At 65.5% G+C, this 13097-nt stretch carries 11 protein-coding genes; 9 read left to right on the plus strand and 2 right to left on the minus strand.

Annotated elements, in window-relative coordinates; all coding sequences use genetic code 11:
- The first annotated feature begins 20 nt into the window (after positions 1–20).
- The 6 genes from AC1PLA_RS04175 (at position 21) to fghA (ending at position 7780) form a co-directional block, all read left to right on the plus strand.
- Complete coding sequence (locus tag AC1PLA_RS04175) at positions 21–581, plus strand: hypothetical protein (protein WP_481105656.1); 561 nt, start codon at positions 21–23, stop codon at positions 579–581.
- Between the two features lie 362 nt (positions 582–943).
- Positions 944–4519, plus strand: coding sequence for a PAS domain-containing sensor histidine kinase (locus AC1PLA_RS04180; protein WP_481105657.1), 3576 nt, complete (start codon positions 944–946; stop codon positions 4517–4519).
- 279 nt (positions 4520–4798) lie between these two features.
- Positions 4799–5074, plus strand: coding sequence for a formaldehyde-responsive transcriptional repressor FrmR (frmR, locus tag AC1PLA_RS04185; RefSeq protein WP_016902624.1), 276 nt, complete (start codon positions 4799–4801; stop codon positions 5072–5074).
- A gap of 63 nt (positions 5075–5137) precedes the next feature.
- The gene (locus tag AC1PLA_RS04190; protein ID WP_016902625.1) at positions 5138–6247 is read left to right on the plus strand and encodes an S-(hydroxymethyl)glutathione dehydrogenase/class III alcohol dehydrogenase; all 1110 of its coding nucleotides are present in this window, start codon (positions 5138–5140) and stop codon (positions 6245–6247) included.
- Positions 6248–6315: 68 nt separating this feature from the next.
- A complete protein-coding gene (gene gfa, locus AC1PLA_RS04195) occupies positions 6316–6891 on the plus strand; it encodes an S-(hydroxymethyl)glutathione synthase (protein ID WP_024939446.1) in 576 nt (191 codons plus the stop codon).
- A 58-nt stretch (positions 6892–6949) separates the two neighbouring features.
- Positions 6950–7780 carry an S-formylglutathione hydrolase gene (fghA, locus tag AC1PLA_RS04200; RefSeq protein ID WP_024939445.1) on the plus strand — a complete coding sequence of 277 codons (831 nt, stop codon included), beginning with the start codon at positions 6950–6952 and terminating at the stop codon, positions 7778–7780.
- Positions 7781–8359: 579 nt separating this feature from the next.
- On the opposite strand, the gene AC1PLA_RS04205 is transcribed toward fghA, so the two are convergent.
- Positions 8360–9769 carry an aminotransferase-like domain-containing protein gene (locus AC1PLA_RS04205; RefSeq protein ID WP_481105658.1) on the minus strand — a complete coding sequence of 470 codons (1410 nt, stop codon included), beginning with the start codon at positions 9767–9769 and terminating at the stop codon, positions 8360–8362.
- A 130-nt stretch (positions 9770–9899) separates the two neighbouring features.
- Here AC1PLA_RS04205 and AC1PLA_RS04210 point away from each other — a divergent pair, with 130 nt between their 5' ends.
- Both AC1PLA_RS04210 and AC1PLA_RS04215 read left to right on the plus strand, forming a co-directional pair.
- Complete coding sequence (locus tag AC1PLA_RS04210) at positions 9900–10691, plus strand: PhzF family phenazine biosynthesis protein (protein WP_481105659.1); 792 nt, start codon at positions 9900–9902, stop codon at positions 10689–10691.
- Positions 10688–11614 carry a DMT family transporter gene (locus AC1PLA_RS04215; protein ID WP_481105660.1) on the plus strand — a complete coding sequence of 309 codons (927 nt, stop codon included), beginning with the start codon at positions 10688–10690 and terminating at the stop codon, positions 11612–11614. Before AC1PLA_RS04210 ends, AC1PLA_RS04215 begins: the two co-directional genes overlap by 4 nt.
- A 40-nt stretch (positions 11615–11654) precedes the next feature.
- Here AC1PLA_RS04215 and AC1PLA_RS04220 read toward each other — a convergent pair whose 3' ends face one another.
- On the minus strand, positions 11655–11993 hold the full coding sequence (locus tag AC1PLA_RS04220; protein ID WP_039509881.1) for a hypothetical protein: 339 nt from the start codon (positions 11991–11993) through the stop codon (positions 11655–11657).
- Positions 11994–13000: 1007 nt separating this feature from the next.
- On the opposite strand from AC1PLA_RS04220, the gene AC1PLA_RS04225 reads away from it, so the two are divergent.
- Entirely contained in the window at positions 13001–13093 is a 93-nt protein-coding gene (locus tag AC1PLA_RS04225) for a potassium-transporting ATPase subunit F (protein ID WP_006452907.1), read from the plus strand.
- Positions 13094–13097: the final 4 nt, after the last annotated feature.

Raw genomic sequence — 13097 nt, forward strand, 5'->3', positions numbered from 1 at the left:
TCCAGCCAGGGAGATCGACGATGGTCCAGACACGCACCACAGCCGTTGCCATCAGTGCATTGCTCGCAGTGCTCGGCCTGGGCGGCTGCGCCAGTTTCTGCGGCGCGCCTTCCGGCGGGCCACCGCCGCCGCCCGCGCCACCACAGGCACAGCGTGGTCCGCCACCACCACCACCGCCACCGAGTGCGAGCGATCTGGCCGCGATGCAGGCCTGTGCTCAAGAGCAGGGAGTGGCATTGCCCTCGCCAGCTGCGGCCACGCCGCATCCCGATGCGCCCACGCAGGGCATGGACCACAGTGCGTTTGAGCGCTGTCTGGTCAGCAAAGGCGTGAGCTGGCCAACGCCGATGCCCGGCGGGCCCTGGCGCGACGGCCCGGCGCCTGATGGCCCGCACGGGCCTGGCGAACCGCATGGTCCGCCACCCCATGATCCCGACTTCGACGCCGCGTTGCAGGCCTGTGCCACCGCGCAAGGCATCGCGTTGCCTGCGCCTGACGCGCCGCCCCTCGGCCCGCCCCCGCCCGCGCTGTCGCAATGCCTGGAGGCCGAAGGTTTCGCGCCACCACCGCGGCATGGCTGATCGTGCTGATCACGCCGACCGTCGGTTCCAGCTGCTGGCGGCGACGCTGCAGCTGGAGTGAGTTGCGCAGGAGCGGCGGTCGCCCTGCGCGACGCACTGCTGGATCCTGACGAAGCAGACGTTGGCCGCGCTTGGCGGCCTCTACCTGGGTTCTTTGACAATCGCCAGGCAGTCGCGAGGCCGACTGAAGCGATTTCCCTCCGTGATGCTTCAGCCCGGTCTTATCCGTACGCAAGGCGCTCAGCGATATTCCGCAGTGTCGAGCACGCTACTGACAAGCTCTTCGCCATTGATTGCGCACTGTGTGGGCTCACCCGGTACGAATGATCGATGACGATGCGCGCAGGCAAGAGCCGGACACGATGAGTGCCGTGCCCGACGACACCATGCAGGACAATGCGGCGCTGCAGGACGAGCTTTCCGGCATGCGTCGCCTGCACGCCCTACAGGTCAGCCTGGCGGCACAGGCCGATGCCCGCATCGCGCTGCAGGAAATCACTGCGCTTGCCTGTGCCTTCGCGCGTACCGACTGCGGTTGCGTGCAACTGGTCAGCGCACACAACAGCGAGATGGAGTTGCGTGTCTATCGCGGACACGACGAACGCAGCGCATTCGTCCAGCAGTTCCTGAAGGACGGCTTCCAGGCGACCTGTGACACCGTGCGGCGCGAACGCCGGCAGTTGGTGATCGAGGACATCGAAACCTTCACCCCGTTAAAGGGAACCCCCGATTACGAGGCAGCGCTGTGCAGCGGCATCCGTGCTGCCCAGTTCACTCCGTTGTTCAATCGTGCCGGTGGCCTGCTGGGATTGCTCGGGACCCAGTTCACCGTGCCGTATCGGCCTGCGGAGCATGAACTCAGATTGCTCGAACTGCTCGCATGGACGGCTGCCGACTACATCGAGCGCCACCGTGCCGAGCTGGCGCTGCGTACCAGCGAATCGCGGCTGGCCGCGCTGTCGGCGGCAAGTTCCGAAGTGCATTACCGTATGAGCGCCGACTGGGACGAGATGCACCAGCTGACCGCCGGCGAACGCGCTGCCGATGCGATGGCGACCAGCCGTTCCTGGATCATGGATTACATCCCTGCAGAGGATCAGGCGCTGGTGCGGAGCAGGATCGATGCAGGCATCCGCGCGCGCAGCGCGATCGTGTTCGAACACCGGGTGCGACGCGCCGATGGCAGCATTGCGTGGATGGCGACCAAGGCGGTACCGGCACTGGATGCGGACGGGCGCATCACCGAGTGGTTCGGTGCCGGCGCCGATGTCACCGCGCGCAAGCAGGCCGAGGAACACCTGCGCGAGAGCGAGGCGCGGCTGACCTATGTGCTCGATCAGGTTCCGATCGGGATCGGCCTGTTCGATACGCAAGGCCGTTTCACCTACCGCAATCCACAATTGCGTGAGCAGCTGGCAGAGCGGGTTCCTTCGCGCGAATCAGTGCAGGAGCAACCGCGGGCCGGTGTCGATCAGCAGGGGCAGGCGGTCGCGATCCAGGAATTTCCCTGCGCCCGCGCGCTGCGCGGCGAAGACACGACCGTGCCGGTGGATTTCATCGATCCCCGTAACGCGCAGCGCTGGTTGCGCATCACCGCGGTGGCGCTGCGCGAAGAGGACCGTGTGACCGGTGGCGTTGCGGTGGTGCAGGACGTCACGGTGCAGCGCCAGGTGCAGACGGAAGTAGGCGCGCTTGCCGAGCGCAATCGCGACATCCTCGAAAGTATTTCCGATGCCTTCTATGGCGTCGACGCGCAGGGGCGCTTCACCTACATCAATCAGAAAGCCGAGCTGCTGTGGGGGCGTGCACGCGACCAACTGCTGGGAAACCTGCTGTGGGAGCAGTTTCCCGACTCGATCGGGTCGCTTCCGTATCAGGCACATGTGCAGGCGTCGCAGACACGCCAGGTGGTCAGGCTGGAAGCCTTGTCGCCGGCATTGGGGTACTGGGTGGATATCAGCATCTATCCCACCAACGATGGCGGCATGTCGGTGTACTTCCGCGACATCTCCGACAAGAAACGCGCCGACGCGCGGCTGCGTGCCAGCGAAGAACGCTTCCGCACCGCATTGACGATCGAAACCGTCGGTGCGACCTACTTCGACATGGGCGGCCGCCTCACCGATGCCAACGACACCTTCCTGAAAATGAGCGGCTACAGCCGTGCCGACGTGGAAGCGGGCACGCTCTCCTGGCAGGCGCTGACCCCACCCGAAGCCAGGGACCTGTGCGAGCGGGCGTTCGAGGAACTCAGGACCAAGGGCAGTGCCACACCGTATGAGCGCGAATACCTGTGCAAGGACGGAACCCGGCGCTGGGCCCTGTTTGCGTCCAAGCGCTTGCCCGACGGCACCGGCTTCGAGTTCGTGCTCGACATCACCGACCGCAAGCTCACCGAAGCGGCGCTACGCGAAGTGCAGGACCGCAATGCCTTCCTGCTGACACTCTCCGACGCCTTGCGGCCATTGCCCGATCCGGCCGCAATCCAGGGCGAGGCCGCACGCGTGCTGGGCGAGCATCTGGACGCCGGCCGCGCCTACTACGTGGAAGTGGATGCCAGGGCGCAGCAGTACGTGGTCGAGCGCGACTGGCATCAGCCCGATGAAACCAGTCATGCGCGTCGCTTCGCGTTGACCGACTGGCCGATGCCCTGGCTGCTCGACGCGCAGACCTGGGTGGTGCGCGATGCCGCCATCGATCCTGCATTGCCCGACGATCAGCGCGCAGCCTACCTGGACAACCAGATCGCTGCGCTGATCGTGGTGCCGCTGATCAAGGGCGGCCGGCTGGTGGCCACCTTCGTGGTCAATCAACGCAGCGCACGCAACTGGAATGCCGCCGAGATCCGTCTGGCAGAGGAAACCGCCGAGCGCACCTGGGCGGCGCTGGAGCGTGCGCGTGCACAGAGCGCGCTGCTCGAAAGCGAGGAGCGCTACCGGGTGATCCTGGAGAGCGCGCTCGACTACGCAATCTTTACCACCGATACGCGCGGACACATCCAGACCTGGCCGCCGGGTGCGGAGGCGGTGTTCGGCTGGACCGCGGAAGAGGCGATCGGCCAACACATCGCCATGACCTTCGTTGCCGAAGATCGGCTGACCGGCGTGCCGCAGCGCGAGATCGAGCAGGCGCATTACACCGGCGGCGCGCCGAATGTGCGCTGGCATCAATGCAAGGACGGTCGGCGCGTGTTCATCGAGGGCGCGACGCGGCCGTTGCGCGATGGCAGTGCCGAGCCGCTGGGCTATCTCAAGATCGGCCAGGACGTGACCCGGCGACGGCAGTGGGAAGATCGCCAGCAGGTGTTGCTGGCCGAGCTGCAGCACCGCACGCGTAATCTGATGGGTGTGGTACGTGTGGTCTTCAATCGCACGCAACGCAGCAGCAAGACCATCGCCGAGCTGGCACTGATCTACAACGATCGCCTGGATGCCCTGGCGCGCGTGCAGGGCCTGCTGTCGCGCCTGAACGAGGGCGATCGCATCCTGTTCGACGAATTGATCCGGGTCGAGCTGTCGGCCATGGGCGCGATCGATGCGCAAGGACAAGGCGACCGCGTGACACTGGACGGCCCCGCCGGCGTGCGTCTGCGCTCCAGCACCGTGCAGACCTTTGCGCTGGCCCTGCACGAGCTGGCGACCAATGCCAACAAGTACGGCGCGCTTGCACAGGCCGGCGGCCAGCTGCGGGTGCGCTGGCGCCTGCTGGGTACGGCCAAGGGCACCCGCCTGCGCATCGAGTGGAGCGAGACCGGTGTGCACATGCCGGCGCCTGGCGAAGCGGCGCAAGGCTCCGGCTATGGGCGCGAGCTGATCGAACGCGCGCTGCCGTACCAGTTGCAGGCCGAGACGACCTACGTGCTGGGGCCGGACGGCGTGCGCTGCACCATCGAGCTGCCGGTGTCGGAGAGCATGCGTCTGGAAAGCGACGACGGCTGAAGATGCGTGCTGCGCCTGCACACGCTTGCCAGTGGCGTGCTGCAGTGCGACGACAGCGGCGGCCGGCACGCGTAATCCGCAGCAGCGCAGCAGCACGGGTCGACGAGCGGCAGGTGCCTGGATGGACGTTAAGCGCCATGGCTGGCGCGGATGTTGTCGTAGCTGGGCGCCGATCCAGGCAGCAGCCGTCTTCGGCGCTGGTTGAGCGAACTTCTCGCGGGGCATGGATTTTTTCGGGCGAATCCATATACTGCCCCCCAGTATTTAGCCGGAGCCGTCATGCCGCATTCGCCGCAGGAGAAAAAGCGGGCGCTAGCACGCGTACGGCGCCTGCGCGGGCAGTGCGACGCGCTTGAGCGCGCGCTGGAGGCGGGCGCAGACTGTGCGCCTGTGCTGCAGCAGATCGCCGCGATCCGGGGTGCCGTCAATGGGCTGATGTCGCAGGTGCTCGAAGCGCATATTCGCGAAGACTTCGGCCACGCCGCCGCCTCCGATGCGCAGCGCGCCGAGCGGGTGCAGGAGCTGCTCGGGCTGGTCCGGTCCTATCTCAAATGAACTCCCACCGGGCCGGCGCCTGCCGTGCCCGTCCTTGAACCCCATCGTCAGGAGCGCCACCACATGAAATCCCGTGCAGCAGTTGCATTCGGACCCGGCAAGCCGCTGGAAATCGTCGAGATCGACGTCGCACCGCCACAGGCCGGCGAAGTGCTGGTCCGCATCACCCACACCGGTGTGTGCCACACCGACGCGTTCACGCTGTCCGGCGACGACCCGGAAGGCATCTTCCCGTCCGTGCTGGGCCACGAGGGCGGCGGCATCGTCGAGCAGGTCGGCGAGGGCGTCACCAGCGTCAAGGTCGGCGACCACGTGATCCCGCTGTACACCGCCGAATGCCGCAAGTGCAAGTTCTGCCTGTCGGGCAAGACCAACCTGTGCCAGGCCGTGCGCGCCACCCAGGGCAAGGGCCTGATGCCGGATGGCACCACGCGCTTCTCCTACAACGGCGAGCCGATCTACCACTACATGGGCTGCAGCACCTTCAGCGAGTACACCGTGGTGCCGGAGATCTCGCTGGCGGTGGTGAACCCGGAAGCGCCGCTGGAAAAGGTCTGCCTGCTCGGTTGCGGCGTCACCACCGGCATCGGCGCGGTGCATAACACCGCCAAGGTCAAGCCGGGCGAAAGCGTGGCAGTGTTCGGCCTCGGCGGCATCGGGCTGGCGGTGATCCAGGGCGCGGTGCAGGCCAAGGCCGGGCGCATCCTGGCCATCGACACCAACCCGGGCAAGTTCGATCTGGCGCGCAGCATGGGCGCCACCGATTGCATCAACCCCAAGGACTACGACAAGCCGATCCAGGAGGTCATCGTCGAGCTGACCGATGGTGGTGTGGATTTCAGCTTCGAGTGCATCGGCAACGTCAACGTGATGCGTTCGGCGCTGGAGTGTTGCCACAAGGGCTGGGGCGAGAGCGTCATCATCGGCGTGGCCGGCGCCGGCCAGGAAATCAGTACCCGTCCGTTCCAGCTGGTGACCGGCCGCGTGTGGCGCGGTTCGGCCTTCGGCGGCGTCAAGGGACGGACCCAGTTGCCGGGCATGGTGGAGCAATCGATGAAGGGCGAGATCGATCTCGATCCGTTCATCACCCACACCATGCCGCTGGAAGAGATCAACGAGGCCTTCCACCTGATGCACGAAGGCAAGTCGATCCGCACCGTGATCCATTTCTGACCGTACGGCCAGGAGCGGCGCGCGGCCGCTTCCGCGCACGTGGTACCCGATACTCCGGGAGGGGCATGATGACCAGCGTCTCGATTCATCCTTCGGTAGACAGTGGTGTAGCGCGTGGCGGTGCAGAAAGCTTTCAGGGCGGAACCCTTGAATGCCACTGCGCCAGCGACAAGGTGACCGTGGACGTGGCTGCGCAGACCGCGCACAACCACGCCTGCGGCTGCAGTAAATGCTGGAAGCCGGAAGGCGCGACCTTTTCAGTGATTGCGGTGGTGCCGCGCGACAAGGTCACGGTGACCGCGCATGCGGAGAAGCTCAAGATCGTCGACGAAAGCGCGGCGATCCAGCGGCATGCGTGCACCGGCTGCGGCGTACATATGTTCGGTCGCATCGAAGACAAGGGTCACGCGTTTTACGGGCTGGACTTCATCCATACCGAGTTGTCGCAGCAGTCGGGCTGGTCGCCGCCGGGCTTTGCGGCGTTCGTGTCCTCCATCATCGAAACCGGCACGCCGCCGGCTGACATGGACAGCGTGCGCGCGCGTCTCAACGAGCTCGGGCTGACCCCGTACGACTGCCTGTCGCCGGGATTGATGGATGCGCTGGCCGCCAATGTGGCACGCAAGAAGGGCTTGCTGCACTGATCGTCCAACCCCGCGGCCGGCGCTCGTGCCGGCCGCAGGTTTTTATCGAAGGAATCTCATGGAACGTATCGAACACCATGCCTGCTTCGGCGGCTGGCAAGACGTCTACCGGCATCAGTCGCAGAGCTTGAACTGCAGCATGCAGGTCGGCGTCTATCTGCCCCCGCAGGCCGCCGATGGCCCGTTACCGGTGCTGTACTGGCTGAGCGGGCTGACCTGCACCGAACAGAACTTCATCAACAAGGCCGGCGCGCAGCGGTATGCGGCCGAGCATGGCGTGATCCTCGTCGCGCCCGACACCAGCCCGCGTGGCGACGATGTGGCCGACGCGGATGGCTACGACATCGGCAAGGGCGCCGGCTTCTATGTCGATGCCACCGAGCAGCCGTGGGCGGCGCACTACCGCATGTACGACTATGTGGTGAACGAATTGCCGGCGTTGATCGAAGCGAACTTCGCCACCACCGGCGCGCGCGCGATCAGCGGCCACTCGATGGGCGGCCATGGCGCCTTGACCATCGCGTTGAAGAATCCGGGCCGCTATCGCAGCGTGTCGGCATTCTCGCCGATCGTGGCGCCCAGCCAGGTGCCGTGGGGCGAGAAGGCATTCGGCCAGTATCTGGGTCAGGACCGCGCAGCGTGGCAAGCGTACGACGCCACTGCGTTGATCGCACAGGCGCAGGAACGCCTGCCGCTGTTGATCGATCAGGGCGATGGCGACGAATTTCTGGAAAACCAGCTGAAGACGTCGCTGTTTGAACAGGCTGCCAAGGCTGCCGATTATCCGGTCACGGTGCGGCTGCAGCCCGGTTACGACCATAGCTACTACTTCATCGCCAGCTTTATCGGCGAACACATCGCACACCATGCCGCGGCGTTGCGTGGTTGATCGTTTGGTCGAGTGCGCGGTAAATGCGTGGTATGCGATGGTGGATGGTGGTGCGCATTGCCTTACCTCGCATTGCCGCATTGCCGTGTTGCGTGGGCCGCGGCATGAGTAAAGCGTCGAATTGACCTCCCTTCTCCCCTCGGGAGAAGGTGCCCCGCAGGGGTGGATGAGGGTACGGCGAAGCTTGGTAGAGCGCGTAGGTTGGCCGTTAGAGCGGCTGATCTGTGACGTGGCTGCAGGGCCCTTGCCCGCCCACCCTCGCGGGACACGCCGCAAGTACGTCCTTGTAGGCTCTTACGCGGCATCCATGCCGCGTAAGGTCCCGCGACGATGGGCGGGCAAGGACCAGTCAGGATGGTCGCTGTGCGTGGTGCAAGCAGGGCATGACGTGGTGGTTGCTTGGATAGCGGCGCGTCCTATCAGTTTCTCAATACAACGCGGTCGACAGGCAGGCTTCAACCCAACGCCCTGCAAACTTTCTGCTAAGGCGCGCAAGCAGTCTTATTGCATCTGAAGTCTGCGTCGACCAGCTGCGTCACATCATTATCTTGTCGGCTATAGCCATTGCCACAAACCAGGCTAACGCACCACCTGCGCCGCAAGCTTGCCCAATCGGCGCATCGCGCGCTCCAGCGTGTCGCTCCATGGCTGGCCGCAGGTCAGCCGCAGGTGATCTGCGTAGTCGCCACGGCTGGAGTACAGATGACCGGGCGAGGTGCCGATGCGTTCTGCCAGCGCGGCCTCGAACACGGCCTGGCCGCTACCGCCGTCGGGCAACTGCAGCCATAGCGATAACCCACCTGCCGGGTCGCCCACGCGCGTGCCTTCCGGCCAATGCCGCACGATGGCATCGCGCAGCCGCTGCCCATTGTCGGCCAGGGTGCGGCGCAGCTTGCGCAGATGCCGTTCCAGATCGTGTTGCGCCAGGTAATCGGCCAGTGCCAGTTGCGGCAGGCTGGCGCTGCCGACGGTGGAAAAGTACTTGGCGCGCACCAGGGCGTCGGTCCAGTCGCCACCCAGCAACCACCCCACCCGCAGGCCGGGCGAGAGCACCTTGGAGAACGAGCCGCAGGTGATCACGTTGGCATGGGTATCGAAATGGCGCAGCGGACGTGGACGTTGCCCCGACCAATCCAGTTCGCCGTAGATATCGTCCTCGATCACCACGGTGCCATGGCGTGCGCAGCTGTCGAGCAATGCGCGCTTGGCGCTGTCGGGCGTGAGGCTGCCGCTTGGATTGTTGAAGTTGGGAATCAGCACCGCCGCACGCACCGGCGTGCGCTGCAGCAGCGTATCCAGACGCGCGACATCGATACCCTGGCCGGGAAGGTTGGGTACTTCCAGCACCTTCAGGCGCAGTGCCGCCACCGCCTGCAGGATGCCGTGATACGTGGGCGTTTCCACCAGCACCACATCGCCTGGCGCGGTGAGCATGCGCAGCGCCAGGCTGATCGCCTCCATCGCGCCGGCGGTGATCACCACTTCTTCCGCATCTACCGTAGTTGCGCAGTGTGCATAACGTTGTGCGATCTGCCGGCGCAGTGCGGCGTGGCCTTGCGGCGGTGCGTAATCCAACGCCGCCGAGCGCTGGCGACGCAGCTGCCGCGACAGGGCCGCGGCCAGTTGCGCGGTGGGCAATAGCGCAGGCGCGGGGGTGGCAGTGTGCAGCGGCACCAGGTCGGTACGCGCCAAGGTGTCGAGCACGCGCTGCAAGGCCGGGTTGTCGACCATGCCCGGTTTGCGCCGACGTGTGACGGGTGCTGCGGCCGGCAATGCAGACGTCGTGCTGCGCACGAAGTAGCCCGAGCGCGGGCGCGCCTGCACGCGCCCTTCGCGTTCCAGTTGCAGGCAGGCCTGCACGGCGGTGGCAGTGCTGATGCCATGATTGGCGGCCAGTTGCCGGATCGAGGGCAGGCGCTCGCCGGCACGCAAGGTGCCGCCTTCGATCTGCTGCCGCAGCTGCGTGGCCAGCGATTCGTACAGCAGCATCTACGGGCGCCTTCCATCTGTATTGGTCGATTTGCAGCGTATCTGAATCTGTGATGGTCGGGTAGCACGTTGCAGACTGGCCGTGCCCGGTGGGTACGCCAGGTATGGATTCCCTTCTGTGAGGTTGGCCGTGCTGCTTCCTGTGTTTATCGTCGATGCGTTCACCACGGTGCGTTTCAGGGGCAATCCGGCAGCCGTGGTGCCGTTGCAGGCCTGGTTGCCGGAGCCGGTGATGCAGGCCATCGCCAGCGAACACAATCTTTCGGAGACCGCCTTCTTCGTTTGCGACGACAGCGGGGTGTTCGACATCCGCTGGTTTTCTCCGCTCAAGGAGGTCGGCTTCTGCGGGCATGCGACCTTGGCCAGCGCGTTCGTGATCGCGACGCACCAGCTGGCGGCGTTTCCACTACGCTTGCGTGCGCCGGCTGTCGGTGAGATCGCCGTTGCCAGGATGGATGAGCGCAGCTTCGAGCTGCGCTTTCCCGACCAGGAGCCGTCGCTGCTGCAAGTGGTGCCGCACGCGTTGTCTGAGTCGTTATCGATCGCGCCCCAAGCTGTCTATGCGAACGCGCAGGCGTATATCGCCGTCTACGCCGACCAAGCACAGGTGCGTGCGGTGACGCCGGATCTGGGCCGGATGCTGGCACTGGCGCCGCGCGATGTGGCGGTCACCGCACCAGGCCTTGAGCATGATTTTGTCTCCCGCTATTTCTGGCCCTGCAACGGTGGTAGCGAAGATCCGGTCACCGGATCGATTCATGCCGCGCTTGCGCCGTTGTGGGCGCAGCGGCTGGGCAAGACGCAGCTCACCGCGCTGCAGGCTTCCGCGCGTGGCGGCGAACTGCAGTGCCAGGTCGAGCCGCGGCATGTCTACGTGCGCGGCAGCGCTGTCCAGTATCTGCAGGGAACCATTGCGCTATGAGCACTCCACTATCCGTGCACGCGGTATCGGCCGGCGCTGGGCGACGGGCGGTTTGGCAATTGCTGGTTGCCGAAGTCCTGATCGGTTCGGTCGGCGTGTTCGTCCACGAAAGCGGGCAGGATCCGGTGACAGCGGTGTTCTATCGTTGCCTGTTCGGGGCGCTGTTTCTTACCGTATGTGGCTTGGTCGGTGGGCAGCTACGAGGGCTATGGCGCGAGCGTGCGCTGTTGCGCGATGCCATCATCAGCGGTGTGCTGCTGGTGTTGAATTGGGTGGCGTTGTTCGCCGGCATGGCGCGCTCGTCGATCGGCGTGGCGACCATGGTCTACCACGTGTTTCCGTTCGTGATGTTGCTGCTGGCCGCGCTGGTGCAGGGCGAGCGCACGCGGCGTGCCGATCTGGGCTGGACGTTGCTGGCATTCGTCGGCGTGGCCTGCTCGGCAAACCCGGCGCGGTTGTGGCAGGCGGCCGACCGTGGCTATCTGATCGGCATTGCACTCACGCTGCTGGCGGCGTTGCTATGCGGTGCGTCGCTGCTGATGTCGCGCCGTATCAGCCGCGAGCGGCCGCTGGCGGTGGTGACGGTGCAGTGTTGGGTCGGCACGTTCCTGCTGGCCGGGTTTTCCAGCAGTGCGGCGTTGCATCCAGGCCTGCACTGGCTGTGGCTGGCGGGTCTGGGCGTGATCCACAGCGGTATCGTCTATGTGCTGTTCTATTCGTCCTACCGCCATCTGCATGTGGCCACGATTGCGGTGCTGGCGTTCGTGTATCCGCTGGTGACGCTACTGCTGGACTATCTGCTCTACGGCCACGCATTGGTGCCGGTGCAGTGGCTGGGCCTGGCGCTGATCGTGATGGGCACGCTGGCGGTGAATCTGAAATGGCGCTGGCCGCGGCGTGTGGCAGACAGCGCACCGGCCTGAGCAAAGTGCCGCCGCGTCGTGCACGCGGCGGCCGTGGAACTCAACGCACGTCGCGCAGCTCCCAGTGGTGCCCCGCCAGGGCCTGCATGCGCTGCTTGAGCAGGTCGCCGGGGATGCTGGTGGTGGCGACCAGGTCCACACGCAGGTCGCCCTGCTTGCCGGTAACCGTGGCCGACGGATCGGTCACGCCCAGGCTGGGGTCCACCGCGTCCGGGTCGGCCTGCAGCTGGCGCCAGCGATCGAACCAGGCCGGATCACGCAAGGCGGCCTGCAACTGTTCGGCAAAGGCTTCGGCACCATGGGCACTAAAGCTCACGCTCGCATCGCCGCCGCGGGCGAGCTTGGGGTCGGGCAGGCTGATCGAGTAGCTGACAGGCATGTGCAAGGACTCTGATGGATGACGCCGGTACGTTAGTGCAGCGGCGGTGAGCGCTCCGTCGACAGGTGGGGACACGTGGGGAGCCTCCAGCTGCGGCGTCACGCTTGTTTTTGCGAGCAGAGCGGGCGCTGTGCGCTCGCCTCGCCAGGTCTTGACTGCCTCTGGAGAACGAGGATGCAACTCGGAGCTCCGGTTGTCTTTGTGTCTTAGGACATTAGGGGAGTAGGTGGCGCGGATAGGTCTGCTGTAGAGCGGTTGATCTGCGGCTTTTTGCAGGGCCCTTGCCCGCCCACCATCGCAGGACACGCCGCAAGTACGTCCATGTAGGCTCTTACGCGGCATCCATGCCGCGTAAGGTCCCGCGACGGTGGGCGGGCAAAGACCAGTCCAGATAGTCGGTGTGCACGGGCGAGCAGGGCGTGGCATGCAGTGTTTGCAGCATGGCTAATCAGTTGCCAAGACGAGCCGAGCAGTTAGCAGGCTTTCAATGAAGCAACCTCAAAACGTCCTGGTGCGGTGACCTTGCCGGTTCCGGGACCCTTGGCGGCATGGATGCCGCCAAGGAGCCTCCATGGACGGATTTACGGCGTGTCCCGGAAGTGGTGAGGGCACCGCGCCCTCGACCAACGAGGCTCTGCTCCAACCTCATAACGCCCTGACTCAAAACCTGGTCGTCCTGAGTTGGGACTAGAGGCAGAAGTTACCCGGAAACGACTGCATAGCGTGGAGACGTGACTGCAGACCGTCGCCACGCAGCATTTATGCGGAATTTACGCGGCGGCTGTCGCAGGTCCATAGCGACTTTACGCAGCCCGGGAAGACACTGCGCAGGTTGGCGGAGCGGTTCCGCCGTGGACGATCCCGATGCATCCCTTGACCTGTCTGCTCCATCGCCGCTGCGCGCGCGGTGCGGCAGCGCTTTGCCTTGTCGGCCTGCAGACGCTGCATGCGCCGTCGCATATCGCATCCATCGCGCCGCGTTGCGCGCGTCTCGGGGAGTAGCTGACATGCCTGCCTGGTTGTCCCTATTGTGCGGCGTGGCCGTACTCGTTGCCGCCGCGTACCTGTTGTACGTGGTCCTGCGCCCCGAAGACTTCTGATGCG

It is taken from the genome of Xanthomonas sp. NCPPB 1826, from assembly GCF_056725285.1.

Coding starts and splice junctions, on each gene's coding strand:
- AC1PLA_RS04175 (WP_481105656.1), top strand. CDS start 21: ATGGTCCAGACACGCACCACAGCCGTTGCCATCAGTGCATTGCTCGCA.
- AC1PLA_RS04180 (WP_481105657.1), top strand. CDS start 944: ATGAGTGCCGTGCCCGACGACACCATGCAGGACAATGCGGCGCTGCAG.
- frmR (WP_016902624.1), top strand. CDS start 4,799: ATGCCGCATTCGCCGCAGGAGAAAAAGCGGGCGCTAGCACGCGTACGG.
- AC1PLA_RS04190 (WP_016902625.1), top strand. CDS start 5,138: ATGAAATCCCGTGCAGCAGTTGCATTCGGACCCGGCAAGCCGCTGGAA.
- gfa (WP_024939446.1), top strand. CDS start 6,316: ATGACCAGCGTCTCGATTCATCCTTCGGTAGACAGTGGTGTAGCGCGT.
- fghA (WP_024939445.1), top strand. CDS start 6,950: ATGGAACGTATCGAACACCATGCCTGCTTCGGCGGCTGGCAAGACGTC.
- AC1PLA_RS04205 (WP_481105658.1), bottom strand. CDS start 9,769: ATGCTGCTGTACGAATCGCTGGCCACGCAGCTGCGGCAGCAGATCGAA.
- AC1PLA_RS04215 (WP_481105660.1), top strand. CDS start 10,688: ATGAGCACTCCACTATCCGTGCACGCGGTATCGGCCGGCGCTGGGCGA.
- AC1PLA_RS04220 (WP_039509881.1), bottom strand. CDS start 11,993: ATGCCTGTCAGCTACTCGATCAGCCTGCCCGACCCCAAGCTCGCCCGC.
- AC1PLA_RS04225 (WP_006452907.1), top strand. CDS start 13,001: ATGCCTGCCTGGTTGTCCCTATTGTGCGGCGTGGCCGTACTCGTTGCC.